Genomic DNA, 15,682 nt, shown 5'->3' with positions numbered 1-15,682 from the left:
GTTGAGGACCAAAATTGGTATGTGCCTTGCAGCGTTATCGATCACGCATCCGGGCACGGTCCTTACACTGAAGGGCTGAAGCGGGAGCGAGAATGGCGAGTTGAACAAAAACGATTGTCGAGGTTCGAAACTATGAAGCTGAAAACCTTCACTGGCAGAATCGGCGATGGTGATATCCGCCTCCTGCGGATTTTCTGCGCTGTGGTGCGCTGCGGAGGATTTGCGGCCGCGGAATCCGAACTGCAACTCGGCCTGCCCTCGATCAGCCGCTATGTCAAAGACCTTGAGACCCGTCTGGGGGTGCGACTGTGCCGGCGCGGGCGGACGGGCTTTTCCCTGACCGACGAGGGGCGGCATGTTTATGCATCGAGCCTGCACCTGATCTCAAATCTCGAGCAATTCGAAGCCAATATCCGCAGCATGCATACCGAGCTGCGCGGCACGATCGAGATCGGGGTGATAGATTCCGTTCTCGCCGACCCGGCGATGAATTTTCCAGAGGTTCTGGGCGAGTTCCGCAAACTCTACCCTTCCGTGGAATTTCATATAACTACGGCCACATCGAATGTAATTGAGCAGAGCGTTCTGGACGGCACGCTGCATGTGGGCATGGTCATTGGACGTCGGCATATCAACCAGCTAGATCATCGCCTGCTCTATAAAGAGCATTCCAACCTCTATTGTGCGCCGTCGCACCCGCTCTATGCCAAGAGCGACATGACCGTTGAAGACGTTCAGAGCTGCGATAAGGCGGGCTACACCTTCCTTACCGATAGCGATCGTTTCCGCTCTAGCGAATTGCACCAAACTGCTTCGGTGGACACGATGGAATCCGTCGCAATCATGATCGCCTCAGGGCATTACCTCGGCTCGCTGCCGGACCACTATGTCAAGTCACATTGGCGGCTGCAGAACTTCAAGCCGATCATTCCGGACGTCTATAGCTTCACGACCGACATCGAACTGATCACCCGCCGCGACACCTCTTCTCCGCGCACCTTAGCGCTTCTCGAAATCGTAGATGCTATGCGCGTGCGTTCTTTGCCATGGCGGCAGGAGGGTGTGAATGCCGGAAAATTGGGCTGAGCTGCACAGCAAAGCCTCATCTTGGCGCCACGAGCCCCACACTGCTTCACGCAACGTTGGGGCTGAGTGGCGTGATAGTTTCGTCTACGGATAACTGATGTTGTACAGCTTGATATTCCCCGGCCTCTCGCCTTGCCATCACCCTGATGACTGGGATCAAAGCATGCGCAAGGCAAGGAGCTAGGACATGGCGCCTCCGACCGACCACCGCCAACGGGCCAGTCGCCGAAACTTCTTGCGCAAGGCGGGCTGGACGGCAGGCGGCATTGTACTGGCAGGCGGCGTTTATGCCCTCACCGGCGCCCCTTTTGTGAAACACAGCGGCACACGCAGCTTGCGTGTTTCCACTTTCGGCGGCCTCTTCGAACGCAGCTTTGCACAATACATCTATCCCGAATTCACCAAGGCCAGCGGCATTGCCGTGCAATCCCAGGAACAACCGGAAGGCGCACATTTTCTTTTTCAACTAGCAGAAGCAAACAAGGCAGGTAATCCTCCGATGGATGTTTGCTGCGCGTCTTCTGTCGATGTGTTGCGCGGCCGGGCCCAAGGGCTATGGCGAGTGCAAGATACGCAACGCCTGTCGAATGTCCGCGCGCTGAAGCCCCGCTTTAGCGCCGATTTCGGCCAACACCCCGATCATGTCGCGGCGATGTCCTGGTACATGACCTTGGTGGTCAATCCCAAAGAGATGAAGCCAGCGCCCGATAGCTGGAGCGTATTATGGCAGCCGCGCAAAGCAGCCTTTGGCGTGATGTCGGGATCGACCTCGCTCATTCTGGAGATCGCCACCAAGCTGCATTTCGGAGGAAATGAGATCTTGGAGACCAAAGAAGGTATCGACAAGGTCATTGCCAAGATCGGCGAGATGAAGAGCAACGTCAAATTGTGGTGGCAGGACGAAGGCACCATGCAGACGGCTCTGATCAATGATGAGGTTCTGGGCGGCACCTATATGCACGATACCGCCATGGTGATGCGCCGGAACGGCTCTGACGTTGTTTCGATATTCCCCAAGGAGGGCGCGGTGGAGGCGACCAATGCCTGGTGTCAGCCCAGCGCGTCGCGCAAAACCGACGAAGCCACGGAATTCCTTAACTTCATGTGCACGCCACGGGCACAGGAGCTAATCGCGCGCCATGTCGGCTCAGCCCCAGTGATGGAGCGTGGCAAGCTTTCCTTAAGCGATACCGAATTCGCCGCGGTCTCCTCACAAATCCCCTCCATTCCGACCGCCACCGAAGCGCGCTTCAAATTCACGAGCTATATCGAGCAGCGCTTCACCAACATGATCACCGGATAACCCGATGCCCTTAGGCCTAGAGGTCAAAAATATCCGCAAGGCTTTTGCCAAGCGTACCGCCCTGCACGACACCTCCCTCACCGTGCCGCAAGGTCAGTTTGTTTGTATCCTGGGGCCATCAGGCTGCGGCAAGACCACCCTCTTACGCATTATAGCGGGGCTGGAGCAGCCGACATCCGGCGCCATTTTTCTCGATGGCGCCGATATCACAGCAAGACCGGTGCATCAGCGCAACTTCGCCATGGTGTTCCAGTCCCTGGCACTGTTCCCCTTTTTGACGGTGGCGGAAAACATCGGATATGCGCTTTCACTGCGCAATTACGATTCCCGCGAGGAAAAGGCGCGCGTCAATGAGTTGCTCGCGTTGATAAGGCTGCCGGATATTGGCGGCCGAAAAATCAGCGAACTCTCTGGTGGCCAGCGTCAGCGGGTCGCCATAGCTCGAGCCTTGGCCCAGGAACCGATGCTGTTCCTGATGGATGAACCCTTCTCTGCACTGGATGCGGAGCTACGTGACCACATGCAGGTCGAACTTCGCCAGCTTCAGCGTGCGCTGAAGATCACCACCATCCTTGTCACCCATGATCAACGGGAAGCTATGACCCTTGCCGATATTATGGTGGTGATGGCCGACGGCGTGGTGCAGCAGATCGGCGCCCCCGCCGAACTCTATCGCAATCCTGCCAACATCTTTGTGTCAAGCTTCATTGGCCGCAGCAATCTGTTACCGGTAAAGGTCGCCAATGCAGGAAATGTTGTCTGGGGTGAAAGCACGCTTTCTGTGAAAGCGGTTCCGGCCGCACTGAAGAGTGGCGACAACGCTACCCTCGCGGTGCGCCGAGAAGGCATTTACCTCGCCAAGGATGGTATCGAGGCATCTGTGAAATTTGTACGTGATGTGGGCGGACGGATCGAACTGCGTTTGATCTGCCAAAATCAGGAGCTTCTCGCCAGCCTCGATCCAGCCCAGTGGAACGCGCACGCCCGGAGTGAGAGCGTACATATCAATATTTCGCCCGACGCAGCAACGGTGCTCTCCACATGAAGACGAGCTGGCTGAAACAGAGTGCGCTTCTTGCATGGCCCGGCTTTCTGCTCATCAGCCTTGCGGCGTTCCCTTTTCTTCTTCTACTGCGCATTTCGCTGGCGCCTTATGATCCCGCAGGGCTTTGGGCAGAAGGCTTTACCCTCTCCGCCTATCGCGCGCTGGTTCAGCCGGAAGTTTTCGGTGCCATACTGAACGGCATAGAGCTCTCCGCCTCAGTGGCCGCGGCGAGTCTAATTCTGGGTTTTCCGCTGACCTATTTCATCACCCGCATGCGGCGGCGGGCGCAAATTCTTTGGCTCATTCTTCTTCTGACCACCCTGACGCTTTCCGACGTGCTGATCGCCTTTGCTTGGCAGGTTATGTTGTCCAAGAAAATTGGGCTTTCGAATATTCTGGTCATGCTCGGCATAATGGCCGAACCCATGTCGCTGACACCCAGCCGCGGAGCGGTGCTTTCGTGCCTCATCTATCTAATGCTCCCCTTTTCCGTGCTGACGCTCTATCCCTCGCTGTCACGCCTCGACAACAGCTTAGTGGAAGCCGCGCGCACCATGGGCGCTTCGCCCTTTAAGGCCTTCTTCTCCGTGATTGTGCCGATGGCTCGCGCGCCCGCGACGATGACCGTGCTGCTAGCCATCATCTTCACCATGGGCGCTTATGCGCCACCGATTGTTCTGGGAGCCCCAAAGCAATGGCCCCTGGCGGTGTTGATCGGATCGACCGCACAAGCCGGGCATGACCTGCCGCGCGCTGCCGCCATGGCCGTTTTGCTGATGCTGGCGACTGCGACCATTGCCCTCTTCACTCTCCTCCTTACCGGAAGGAAAAAAAGGCTGTGACACGCACGCTGCGCTTTTTCTTTCTTATGACGCTTGCATCCTTCCTCTTGACGCCGCTTCTAATCGTGGCCGGAGTTAGCCTCAACAACGTGCAGCAAATCCGCTTTCCACCGGAGAATGCCAGCCTTACCTGGTACAGCTATTTCTTTAATGATCCAGACTGGATGGCTGCTTTTATCAACTCCTTGCGGATCGCGATCCTTGCCGCGCTGGCATCGGTCAGCATCGCCTTGCCGATCTGCTACGCGATCTGGAAATATGCTTCGCACGTTGGAGCATTACTGGATGGGCTAGCCCGCCTCTCCTTTCTTCTGCCAGCCATCGTTGTTTCAATCGTGTTCCTGGTGTTCTTCAGCTGGCTCGGCATTATTGGCCGTCTGGAGGATATCGTCTTCAGCCACGCGGTTGTGTTTGCCACTATGCCGCTGGCCACTATCGGCATGGGCTTTCGCACCATAGATCCAGCGCTGATCGAAGCCGCCGCATTAATGGGCGCCAATGAGAGCGATGTGCTGCGCACCGTGGTACGCCCGATCATCACGCCTTACGTTGCTTGCGGTTTTGTCTTTGTCTTCATTGTCAGCCTGAATGAATACATCATCGCCAATATGGTCTCGGGCTTCATGATCCAGACATTGCCGATCAAAGTATTCAACAGCCTGCGGATGGGATTTCAACCGACCATGTGCGTAGGCGCGGTGCTATTCATGCTGGTGGGGATCGGCGCCTTCAGCCTAATCGCGGTGATTGGCGATCTGCCAAAACTGCTCGGCGGCAAGGAATAAGAGATGCCGCGGAATCGAGGGCAATGATTCCGCGGCGCTGGCGTCTTCCCTGAACTATCTTGTTATTCTTCCGGCGTCTGGATAGGCCCCGGAGGCACAAGCTTGGCGCACATATTCTCGGCACGTTTACCCTGCATAACAGTCTTCACGAAAGTGGGTGAATCCACACGCGCCCGCGGCAAGGCGCTGCTGTGGGTGGCGTGCGGATAATAATGCCATTGCACTGTGGTACCTGCCGCGCACATCGCCGAAACAAAATTATACTGCTTAGAGGTTTTGGCGGAGGTATCGGCCAAACCCGTGCCGATGAAAACAGGCGTTTTGATATGGACGTTCGGGAAGTTTCTCGTCTTATCGGCAATGGCCTCGAGATTATCAATCGGGCGCTTATAGAAATCCGCGACTGATATTTTCATGGTCTGCGCGTCCTTCGCCAGATCACGAAAGCAGCTATGCTGCGCGTTCTCCAGCATTGGCCAGCCCCTCTTGGAAATGTAATCGTCGGGTTTGATTTGGTCGGGATTGCTCGCGCGCACCGTGCCGAGGAAGAACAGGACCTCATAAGCGGTGTTGCTATAGTCTTTGGGCGATGTGTAAATCTCAGCATCCTTCACCTGCGGCGCGTTGCCGATTGCCGTGGTGGCTGCAACTATGCCGGTGGCGACCGTGCCTTTGATCTCCAGCTCCGGCGCATAGTCAGGCGCAATCAAGGCTGCGCCCAGTGCGGCGCCAGATCCCTGGCTTTGACCCATAGTAAGCACGTCGCGGCTCAGCTCGGGAAATTTCGCCTGTACCGCGCGGATGCTGTCAAGCACAGACATGCCTTCCGACTTATATTGCAGATAAGGGTGCGGCCCTGGCGTGCCGAGCCCCGCATAATCGGTGGCGACGATGGCATAGCCATCCTTCAGCCAATCATTGAGATATTTGGCATCGCGCTCAGAACGCGGCCGCGCCGATGGCGCACACACATCTGCATAACCCGTGGTGCCATGCGACCAGGCGATCAGAGGCCAGCCGCCTTTAGGCGGTGTTCCTTTCGGAATGAAGAGAGCCCCAGAGACGGTGATGGGTTTCGCCTTCGGCCAGCCGGTAGAGGTGTAGAGGATGCGCAAAGCTATACCGGCATCCGGCAGCGACATCTCGGAGGACAATGCTTCACCGCGGAGGAAAATGCCCGGCTTTACGGGTATGGCCCCGGTCCAGGTGTAGAATGCCGGAACCCCGCCATCGCCGGACCAAGCGGGTACTGGCGCCGCGGAAAGTTGCGACATTCCAATCAACGCCGCAATCGGTAAGCTGAAAATTCTTGGTGCCCGGCGCATGGTGTTGTCTTCCGCCACAATCAACCTCACTTTTCTATATTGACGTCATCGATGCGATAAAGGCGCGCCAGCCGCCAAAGCTTGTGATGTTACGCGCGCCTTGAAGGGCAATAGGCTCGCAGAGAAAGCCACTGACTTCGCTTCCATCGCTAAGGTGGATCTTGCCGATTCCGAGCGGTGTCGGGATTTTCGCCACAAAGCGGCCAAAGGCTTCCGGCGTCAACCGCCACACCTCGCCTGCGATAGATGCCGCATCCGCGCTTGGCGCACGCACCATTCCTGGCTTTGGGGGTGTGGTATTGGCCAACGCGTACAGCTCATAATCCGGTGCGGTCTGCGCAGCGGTAACAAAACGCGCCTTTAGATCCCGCAGTTCTTTGTTCAGCGGCATATCGCTGAGATGAGCGCCAACAACGAAGAGATCGACACCCTTATCTAGCAGCGACAACGGCTCAACCGTGACCGGCGTGCGCGATAGCCCCGCCCCAGTTGCGCTGGCAGCGTGAAAGCGCTGCGCCAAATTTGTAAGCCCGACCTCCCCACCCGCAGGTGCCAGCAGAGTAATGCCGAAAGGCAAGCCATTGTCGCGAAACCCCGCGGGCACCGCGATGGCGGAAGCATCAAGAAGATTGACCCAATTGGTGAAACGCCCGAGATGGCTATTCCTTCGAATAGGATCCGCGGTGATTTCATCAAGGGTATAATGCACAGCCGCTGTAGGAAGAAGCATGAGATCCATCTTCTCCCATTCCGCATCGGCCCTATTGCGGCATTCGGCAAGCCGATAACTGCCTGTGAAAGCATCTACAGCACTGAACCGGCGCCCGCTGGCAACGATCGCCTTCACCACCGGATCCAAACCGGATTCGTGGGCATCGAGGAAATCACCAACAGCCGCCGTCCGCTCGGCCACCCAAGCACCATCATATAAAAGTTCCGCAGCATCTCGGAACGGCGCATAATCGAACTCCACCGGCGTACCACCGCAAGAGACAAGCCTCGCAATCGCCGCGTCGTAAAGCGCGGCACACCCCACATCACCGAGAAAATCGCGCGAGGCGACTGGTAGCACGCCGAACCGGAACGCATCCGGTGGCGCGAGCACGGCGGGCATGGGCCGCGAAAAGGGATCAGCCGCATCAAAACCTTCAGCCACTGCTGCAATGATTGCCGCGTCACCTACCGTATTAGCAAATATCGAAACACAATCGAGGCTGCGACAGGCTGGAACAACACCGCGTGCTGAAAGCCGCCCGCGCGTCGGCTTGAGCCCAACAATGTTGTTGAAGGCAGCTGGCACACGGCCCGAGCCCGCCGTATCCGTGCCGAGCGCAAACGCCGCCAAACCGGCCGCCACCGCAACAGCCGAGCCGGAACTCGAGCCGCCCGAAATATACCGCGTATCATACACCGAGCGCGGCGCACCATAAGGCGAACGCGTGCCGACCAAACCGGTTGCAAACTGATCGAGATTTGTCTTTCCCAGCAAAATCGCGCCCGCCGCAAGCAGCTTCTCCACTACAGTTGCATTTTCCGATGGCGCGTAAGCGAAGGACGGGCAACCCGCCGTTGTGGGAAAGCCGGCACAATCGATATTGTCCTTTACAGCAAAGGGCACACCGAAAAGCGACAATGCGCGCGCCGAAGGATCTGCGTCGAGTGCCGCCGAACGGGCCATGACCGCCTCCGAGCTGGCACGGGAAATCCAAACCGCGGGATCTTTATAGCTATCGATACGGCGCAGCACCTCCGCCATCACATCGCTTACACGTGTCCCTTTGGCATACGTCGCCTTCAAACCGGCAAGAGTTATGGCTTGCATCAAGTCACTCCGATCAGTGCCAGAAGTTGTCCGGCTTGCACCACTTGCCCGGGCTGGCAGCGCAACTGCAGCAGCTTGCCGCTACAGGGTGCTGTAACAGCGATTTCCATTTTCATGGTCTCTGTGATGAGAATTGTTGTACCGGCGGCGACATGGGCTCCTGGTGCCGTTTCCAGTTTCCAAACAGATCCTGCCGTAGACGCATAAACCGGCGTTGCACCGACCGGAATGGCTTCATCGCTATCTGCAGCGGCCCCGTTGGCCACCAAAATATCCAGTCCATCGTCGCACCAGCGCTGCCGTTCTATTTCGAACGCTTTTTGCTGACAGTATTTGAACGCTGTAATGGAGTCTGCATGCGTGGAGAGAAACTCCCGATGCGCGGCGAGCGAGAAGGTCGAGGTCTCGATCCGCAAGGGGTAAGCGCCATGCGGGAAAGCTTCACGCGCCTCGGCAAGCTCAGCTGTCGAAACCTGGAAGAAGCGGATCTGATCAAAGAAGCGCAACAGCCATGGCTCTTCGAAGCACGCCGTCTTTCGCCAGCGGTTCCACATCTGAATGGTGCGTCCGACAAGCTGATAGCCACCAGGCCCTTCCATGCCATAAACACAAAGATAAGCGCCGCCAATTCCTACCGCGTTTTCCGGAGTCCAGGTGCGCGCCGGATTGTACTTTGTGGTCACTAGGCGATGGCGCGGATCAAGCGGAGTTGCCACCGGTGCGCCGAGATAGACGTCGCCAAGCCCAAGCACAAGGTAAGATGCGTCGAAGAGCACGCGCTGAACTTCAGCTTCAGACGAAAGCCCGTTGATGCGACGAATGAACTCTATGTTGTCCGGACACCACGGCGCATTGGGCCGCACCAACTCTTGATATTTTCGCATCGCAAGCTGGGTATATGGATCATTCCAGGAGAGCGGCAGATGCACAATGCGGCTTGGCACTATGACGCTTTCGGGCGAAGGCAAAGCGGCGACACGTTCGCTAATCGCGTCGAGGAGCTTATCCTCGCGCCACACTTCGCTGTTGTAATGAATCTGAAGAGAGCGGATTCCTGGCGTGCAGTCGATAAGGCCCTTCTCGTATTGCAGGCTTTGCATCAATAGATGCGCTTTCAGACGGCTCGCAAAGTCAACCGCCATAGGGCCGAATTCGACCAGAATGTTTTCGTCACCTGCCCGGCGCACAACCACATCCGGAAGCTCACGTAGACGATCCGATTTCGGCTTTATGGGTTTGCGAGTGACATGATCAACAGGATGAAAGTGGAGCTTATCGCCGGGGCGAAGCTGGCCGAGCTTCCACAGTTCGTCTTTCGCCACCACGGCAGGACAAACGAAGCCGCCCAGACTTGGGCCATCCGGGCCGAGAATAATTGGCATGTCGCCAGTAAAATCAATCGCGCCGATAGCGTAAGCATTGTCGTGAATATTGGAGGGATGCAGCCCCGCCTCGCCGCCATCCGCACGCGTCCAACGCGGCTGAGGACCAATCAAGCGAATGCCAGTGCGCGCACTGTTGAAATGAACCTCGTACTCGGCCGAGAAAAGATCATCGATATCATCTGGCGCGAAAAACTCCGGCGCGCCATGAGGTCCATAATGAACAGCAATATCCCAGTTGCGGGTGAGTTGAGGGATATCACTCACAACGGCGGGCGGGCCCTCCACGAAATCTTGCGCAAAGGAAAGCTGTTGCCCCGCCTTCAAGATTCCGGTCGCAGGCCCGCCGAATTCGCCCAACGCAAAGCTCGCGCGTGCCCCAAGATAGAGTGGCGCGTCAAAACCGCCACGCACAGCGATATAGCTGCGCATCCCGGGGCCTTGGATTTCTCCTAAACTGAGTACCTGCCCCGCACGCACTTCGATAGCCTGCCAATATGGAACAGGCAGGCCATCCAGCATCGCCTGCATCTTTGCGCCGCCCAGCGCGATCACACAATCATGCCCAAATCGCAAAGTTGGACCGGTTAAGGTGCATTCCAGGGCAGCAGCGCCAGATGCGTTGCCGACGATTTGATTGACGATACAATGGGCGCGATCATCCATCGGCCCGGATGGCGGAACTCCGACAGACCAATACCCCAAGCGCCCCGGCCAGTCCTGCAGGCCGGTAAAGGTTCCAGGAGCAATCACTTCGACAACACCAGGGCTAAATGCCAAGTGGCTTAGGCTCGAGGTTACCACCTCACCCGCGACAAATGCCTCCATCGACAGCGTCGCATCGAGATAGGAAAGATTGTTTGTGATGCCCCAGAGCTTTGTTTCCGCCAGTGCAGCACGCATTTTTTCCAAAGCTATATCACGACTTTCGCCATGCGTAATCAGCTTGGCGAGCATGGGATCGTAGTATCGCGATACGTCCACACCGGGCGCTACCCAGCTTTCCACCCGCGTACCTTCCGGCCATTGAACGGCCGTAATGGTGCCGGTCGAAGGACGGAAATCGTGGACGGCATCTTCTGCATATAGCCGCACCTCTATCGCCGCGCCCCTCGGAACCAGGCTTTCCTGGTTCGGCAGGACGAGTTCACCTGCAGCTTGCCGCAGCATCCATTCCACGAGATCGACGCCATACAATTCTTCTGTTATCGGGTGCTCGACCTGAAGGCGTGTATTCATTTCGAGGAAATAGGCTTCAGCGCGTTCCACATCATAAACAAACTCGACCGTACCCGCGGAAGCATAATTGACATGACGCGCAAGCGCGATGGCGGCGTCGTGCACATACCGGCGGAGAGATTGAGAAAGATTGGGGGCCGGTGCCTCCTCCACCACTTTTTGATGGCGCCGCTGCAAGGAACAATCACGCTCCCCCAAGGTGACAACACCGCCCTTACCATCGCCGAAGATCTGCACCTCGATATGCCGCGAGCTGGCCACATAACGCTCTATATAAAGTCTGCCATCACCGAAATTGCTCGCCGCGAGCCGCGCCACGCGATCAAACCGATCTGCTAGCTCTTCGGGCGAATGGCAAAGCTGCATGCCGACGCCACCGCCGCCAGCGGTGCTTTTCAGCATCACCGGATAGCCAATACGTGCCGCCTCAGCCATCGCCTCATCAAAGTGGCGAAGCACGCCGCTGCCCTGCAGCAACCGCACGCCACAAGCCAAAGCAATTTCTCGCGCGCTATGTTTCAAACCAAAGGCGCGGATATGTTCCGGCCTTGGCCCGATAAAGGTGATACCTGAGCGGTTCAGACGCTCCGCAAAATCGGCATTTTCGGACAGAAAACCATAGCCGGGGTGCACCGCATCTGCACCTGCCGCTTGCGCCGCCGCGATTATCTTGTCGGCATCGAGGTAGGTATCCTGAACGCCGCCACCGCCCAGCCGGATAACGCGCCCAACAGCCAACATAGGCGGGGTGAAACGGTCCGCATCGGAAGCAGCCACAGCACTCGCAATACCCATCTTATCGAGCGTGCGAATGATGCGGCCGGCAATCTCTCCACGATTAGCGATGAGGACCGTTTTGAACATGATTCAGGCAGGGCCATCCCAGATTAATATTTGGATTGGAGTGGGGTTGAAGCCATTACAAGGATTGTTCACCTGCGGACAGTTGGAAATGGCGCAGATCACATCCATCTCGGCCCGGATTTCAACATAGTCGCCTAGCTTAGACATGCCATCCACAATCGCGAGTTCGCCATTGGGAAGCACTGGAACATTCATGAAGAAGTTGATGTTGGAGACGATATCGCGCTTGCTCATGGCATGGCCGGCGAGTGCGACCACGAAATTCTCCCGGCATGCATGCATGTATTTGGTCTGATGCCCGAAACGAACCGTGTTGGCTTCGCAACTGCACGCCCCTGCCGATGTATCGTGATCACCACTCGTATCAGCGATGACCGTTGCCATGAGATTTCCGGCATTGGAAATCAGCCGCGTGCCGGTGGTGACATACGCAGAGCCCTGTTCGGCCAGCGTGTCCTGGGCGCTGTAGCGCTCTTCCGGCTTTTCGGCGCTATAAAACAACGTGTCCACCGCTTGTTGGCCTTTAGCATCGACAATGCGCAGTATTTGCCCTTTTTTAATCAGATGCGACCACGGCGCGCGCGCCGGAACCGACTGGTCGTAAACAGCCTTGGCCGGATCAAGAGTGGAGGTGGAAAGAGTCATCTTCTGTCTCCTCAATATCCAGCGAGATAGGCATCTGTGTTTTCGAAGGCGCGCACCGTTTCCTCAGTGGCAGTGCGGTTGAAGTCGTCCAACTGCGCGGGGGGCGAATTCCAGATTTGCAGGCGCACCGGCTTTGCCTCCACTCCGCCGCTCAAAAGATGCGGACAATTGGAAAGAGCAACGATGAGATCCATCTCTGCGCGCAGATCGACATATGCGCCCGGCTTCAACGCATCGGCATTCCAGAAGAAATTTCCCGCTTCGTCGGTCACCACCGGCGCAAAGAAACTGATGCAGGGCCCAACATCGCGCTCACTCAGCCCGTGCTTTGCAGCCGCCAGAATGAAATTGTCATGGCTGTTACGGCGATAGACATCAGCGCCGTATTTGCGCTCTAAGGCCTTGCGTGTGGTGCCGTTGGCAATCAGATCTGCGTAGCCGCAAGTGTCCTCAGTTATGGAGGCGATCGCTCGGCCCATATCCGACAGTAGAAGATGCCCGCGAGATATCCGCGCCGTCCACTGTACCTTCACCGTATCGCCGGGATTGAGCCGCTCAGAGGTGTCATGCGCATTCCAGAACAACGCGGCGACGCCCGCTGAGGCTTCCGCATTGATCAGGCGCAGCGATTGCCCGCGCGCGATACGCCCGGTCCAATACCAGCCCGGCGGGATTATCTCCTCGACCCCAATCAGTTCGGGCGGCAGCACAGTAGGATTTTCGAGCCGTTTGGCGGCGGGGCGCGAAGCATTGGCAAGTTGAGCCTGCGCTTTCAACGCAAAATAGCGTGCGCGATACTCTTCGGGCGTTGGTTCGTTCTGGCCCAAGGCGATCTCCAAAATGGAGCCGGGCCGTCCCGGCGGTGAGGAGCGCAAACCGGGTCGTCCCGGCACGAACCCTGAACGCCAAATCGGGAACGCCGCCCGTGGGACGGGCGCCCTTGCGCAAACAGAGGGTCAGGCTCAGGCTAGCTCAGCCTGCCCGCCCCTTCGTTGCCAGGGTTGTAAAGTTCAGTTGCGCTAAGCAGATATCTTCTGACGCAAATCGGCTGGCGGTTAACGGCGCACGCACGCGTGTTAAATAGAAAATGGCCGAGCGCTTTCGCACTCGGCCATCGAGTATCTGTTGATCTACAGGGCGTAAACCATCGCCCTCAGCGCAAGTTTTTAGAATTTCTGCATTTTCACGCGCACGACTTCGACGTCTTGGTGGAAGCAAAGGCCGCGATCGGTTTCGTCGCCATTCCAAAGCCGCACCGGCTTCCAGACGCCTTTCTCAAAGCTACCCTGCTCCACCGTGACGAACTGGCTGCGCATCCAAGGCTTCTTATCCTTCAAATGAAAGATCACACTGGCATCTAGGCCCGTAACCAGAAATTCGTCCGGTCCAAGCTGGGCGATGAAGGCCGCGCCATGATGGTCTTTTGTACCTGGCGGGGTCTCGCCATCCCGTTGCGGATAGCCATAGGCGACCGTCGCCTGCCACTCGCCGAAATCAATTTCCTGCGTGGGCTTACCGGGTTCCTCGACAGCGGTCTTCACCTTGCCTTCGAATTCCAGCTTGGCGACTTCGCGGCTCATCGGGGCGAAAAGCCGGAAATTGCGCGCATGTGCGGGCCAGGCTTCGTCGCCCAGAATGTTCCAGCCTGTCCGGTCGATACCGAAGGGTGCAAAGCCGATCGCGCCATGACCAAGCGCCTTATAGAAGATCTTTGCGAAATTATCGCTGCGCCCAATTTCAGGGATCATCAGAGGATTGTCCGGGCGTGCATAAGTCTGTAGCAGGTTTTCGACAAAATCGCGCCCATCGCCATAGATGTCCGGCCCGATAACATCGATGGATGGCGCAAGAGCCTTCCACAAGCCGACCATTTTCTGAACCGCTCCGCCGCTGGGATAGCCTATGCCCGGCTGCTCCACGGCGCGTTGCGCGAGCGCGTTAGGCGGATAAGACACCCAGACATTGATCGAATAGGGAATGTTGAACACGGCTTTGCCGGCCGCCGCGATTTCATTGATGTATTTAGCCTGATAATAAACCTGGAAGGTTTCATCCGCCTCGCTGCCGAAGACCTCTTTCCAGGTCCCTGCAGACTTATGCGCCGCCGCGAGAAGATCAGCAGGAACCTGACTGGCAAACAGTGCATTGGCCTCAGGTGAATTGTCGCGCACGCTGCCGATATTGCCCGATTCATTTTCCACCTGAACCACCAGCACGGTGTGTTCGTCGCCATCCACTTTCTTGAGATGGTTCATAAGGGCCACAAAGGCAGCCTTATCGGCCGCGAGCGTGTTGCGCCCCAGCGGAGAAAGCACATCAAGGGGCTCACCATCGGGGCGGATTGTGCGCGGGAAGCGCTTGCTATCCTCCTTCACCCAGGAAGGCACATAATGCATGTTGCCGTTCTTCCAGGTTCCGAACCAGAGAAGAACCAAATGCAGGTTATGGGCGCGCGCGCCTTTGATCAGCGCATCGATATTGGTGGTGTCGAAATGCCCCTGCTGCGGTTCGAACTGCTCCCAATAAATAGGGGCTTCAACCGTATTGGCGTGCAGGGCTGCGGCCGATTCCCAGACCTGTCCCAATTCGACCGGCCAAGCGCTGGAGTTGTGAATTTGCCCGCCCAGCATCAGGAAGGGCTTTCCATCTACCAACAACGCATGACGGCCATCTTTTTGGACAATCCGGGGCGCCTCCGCAGCGACGGCACCGCTTGCTACCATAGCCCCCAAAGCCGCTGCGGAGACGATCGTCCGCATGCCACGCACAAGACGACTCCGTTCCAGCTTATTATGAAAATCTGGCACTTTTCTTCCCTTCCCTGTTTTAGGCTCCCCGGAGACGGCCCTGTACCTGCGCGCTCGAGGCCGCTGCCGTTCTTCGCTGCGGCAGCCATGCATTTATCATATTTATTGTGCAATGGCATTCAAGCCCTTACCGCTGAGGGCTGATGCGCCGCGCAGGTCTTCGAAAGTAAGACACCCGCCGCAACGGCGATGGGTTGAGGGCATATCTGACCAGGGATTTGGCGTTCAGCGGTCGCGGTGCTGAACGTGGAGGGGGGCTGGAAAATTCCAGAACCACCTTTGAAAACATTAACTTCCCTTGGAAGTTAATGGCGGGAGCGACGGGGCTCGAACCCGCGACCTACGGCGTGACAGGCCGTCACTCTAACCAACTGAGCTACGCCCCCGCGGGCGGTTTCGCGAGGTGTCCCCGCGAAGGAGCGCTGATGTAGGGGGCCAGCTTTCCTAAGTCAAGCAGGCGATTAGCTCTTTTTGCCCTCTCGCCATTTTTTTTGGAAAGACCGGCTGATACCGCGCAAATTGGCCCGTTTAGCGCGA

11 protein-coding genes and 1 tRNA gene are annotated in these 15,682 nt (G+C 57.3%); 5 read left to right on the top strand and 7 right to left on the bottom strand.

Features of this window, described 5'->3' with window-relative positions:
* Window positions 1-132 precede the first annotated feature (132 nt).
* The 5 genes from FHS83_RS14200 to FHS83_RS14180 all read left to right on the top strand — a co-directional run bounded on the left by FHS83_RS14200 (window position 133) and on the right by FHS83_RS14180 (window position 5,061).
* Complete coding sequence (locus FHS83_RS14200; RefSeq protein WP_167083596.1) at window positions 133-1,086, top strand: LysR family transcriptional regulator; 954 nt, start codon at window positions 133-135, stop codon at window positions 1,084-1,086.
* A 187-nt stretch (window positions 1,087-1,273) separates the two neighbouring features.
* Complete coding sequence (locus tag FHS83_RS14195) at window positions 1,274-2,389, top strand: ABC transporter substrate-binding protein (protein ID WP_167083595.1); 1,116 nt, start codon at window positions 1,274-1,276, stop codon at window positions 2,387-2,389.
* A 4-nt stretch (window positions 2,390-2,393) separates the two neighbouring features.
* Window positions 2,394-3,434, top strand: a complete 1,041-nt coding sequence (locus FHS83_RS14190; RefSeq protein WP_167083594.1) for an ABC transporter ATP-binding protein — start codon at window positions 2,394-2,396, stop codon at window positions 3,432-3,434.
* Complete coding sequence (locus tag FHS83_RS14185; RefSeq protein ID WP_167083593.1) at window positions 3,431-4,276, top strand: ABC transporter permease; 846 nt, start codon at window positions 3,431-3,433, stop codon at window positions 4,274-4,276. Before FHS83_RS14190 ends, FHS83_RS14185 begins: the two co-directional genes overlap by 4 nt.
* A complete protein-coding gene (locus FHS83_RS14180; protein WP_208414786.1) occupies window positions 4,273-5,061 on the top strand; it encodes an ABC transporter permease subunit in 789 nt (262 codons plus the stop codon). Before FHS83_RS14185 ends, FHS83_RS14180 begins: the two co-directional genes overlap by 4 nt.
* Window positions 5,062-5,123: 62 nt before the next feature.
* On the opposite strand, the gene FHS83_RS14175 is transcribed toward FHS83_RS14180, so the two are convergent.
* The 7 genes from FHS83_RS14175 to FHS83_RS14145 all read right to left on the bottom strand — a co-directional run bounded on the left by FHS83_RS14175 (window position 5,124) and on the right by FHS83_RS14145 (window position 15,531).
* Window positions 5,124-6,335, bottom strand: coding sequence for a lipase family protein (locus FHS83_RS14175; RefSeq protein WP_167083592.1), 1,212 nt, complete (start codon window positions 6,333-6,335; stop codon window positions 5,124-5,126).
* 85 nt (window positions 6,336-6,420) lie between these two features.
* Window positions 6,421-8,208 (bottom strand): allophanate hydrolase, encoded by a 1,788-nt coding sequence (atzF, locus tag FHS83_RS14170; protein ID WP_208414784.1) that lies wholly within the window; start codon window positions 8,206-8,208, stop codon window positions 6,421-6,423.
* Window positions 8,208-11,693: a 5-oxoprolinase/urea amidolyase family protein gene (locus FHS83_RS14165; RefSeq protein WP_167083590.1), complete on the bottom strand. Its 3,486-nt coding sequence runs from the start codon at window positions 11,691-11,693 to the stop codon at window positions 8,208-8,210. Before FHS83_RS14165 ends, atzF begins: the two co-directional genes overlap by 1 nt.
* Window positions 11,694-11,696: 3 nt before the next feature.
* Window positions 11,697-12,338 (bottom strand): urea amidolyase associated protein UAAP2, encoded by a 642-nt coding sequence (locus FHS83_RS14160; RefSeq protein WP_167083589.1) that lies wholly within the window; start codon window positions 12,336-12,338, stop codon window positions 11,697-11,699.
* Between the two features lie 11 nt (window positions 12,339-12,349).
* Entirely contained in the window at window positions 12,350-13,165 is an 816-nt protein-coding gene (locus FHS83_RS14155) for an urea amidolyase associated protein UAAP1 (RefSeq protein ID WP_167083588.1), read from the bottom strand.
* A gap of 339 nt (window positions 13,166-13,504) precedes the next feature.
* Window positions 13,505-15,097: a DUF5597 domain-containing protein gene (locus tag FHS83_RS14150; protein WP_167083587.1), complete on the bottom strand. Its 1,593-nt coding sequence runs from the start codon at window positions 15,095-15,097 to the stop codon at window positions 13,505-13,507.
* Between the two features lie 357 nt (window positions 15,098-15,454).
* Window positions 15,455-15,531: transfer RNA gene (locus FHS83_RS14145), tRNA-Asp, on the bottom strand.
* Window positions 15,532-15,682: the final 151 nt, after the last annotated feature.

The sequence above is a fragment of the Rhizomicrobium palustre genome (assembly GCF_011761565.1).
Taxonomy (GTDB): domain Bacteria; phylum Pseudomonadota; class Alphaproteobacteria; order Micropepsales; family Micropepsaceae; genus Rhizomicrobium; species Rhizomicrobium palustre.
Note: the sequence above shows the minus strand (reverse complement) of the source record. Positions and strands in the feature narration are given on the sequence as shown.

Excerpts from the sequence above, each read along its gene's own strand:
- FHS83_RS14200 (WP_167083596.1), top strand. The coding sequence starts at position 133 with ATGAAGCTGAAAACCTTCACTGGCAGAATCGGCGATGGTGATATCCGC.
- FHS83_RS14195 (WP_167083595.1), top strand. The coding sequence starts at position 1,274 with ATGGCGCCTCCGACCGACCACCGCCAACGGGCCAGTCGCCGAAACTTC.
- FHS83_RS14190 (WP_167083594.1), top strand. The coding sequence starts at position 2,394 with ATGCCCTTAGGCCTAGAGGTCAAAAATATCCGCAAGGCTTTTGCCAAG.
- FHS83_RS14185 (WP_167083593.1), top strand. The coding sequence starts at position 3,431 with ATGAAGACGAGCTGGCTGAAACAGAGTGCGCTTCTTGCATGGCCCGGC.
- FHS83_RS14175 (WP_167083592.1), bottom strand. The coding sequence starts at position 6,335 with ATGTCGCAACTTTCCGCGGCGCCAGTACCCGCTTGGTCCGGCGATGGC.
- atzF (WP_208414784.1), bottom strand. The coding sequence starts at position 8,208 with ATGCAAGCCATAACTCTTGCCGGTTTGAAGGCGACGTATGCCAAAGGG.
- FHS83_RS14165 (WP_167083590.1), bottom strand. The coding sequence starts at position 11,693 with ATGTTCAAAACGGTCCTCATCGCTAATCGTGGAGAGATTGCCGGCCGC.
- FHS83_RS14160 (WP_167083589.1), bottom strand. The coding sequence starts at position 12,338 with ATGACTCTTTCCACCTCCACTCTTGATCCGGCCAAGGCTGTTTACGAC.
- FHS83_RS14150 (WP_167083587.1), bottom strand. The coding sequence starts at position 15,097 with ATGCGGACGATCGTCTCCGCAGCGGCTTTGGGGGCTATGGTAGCAAGC.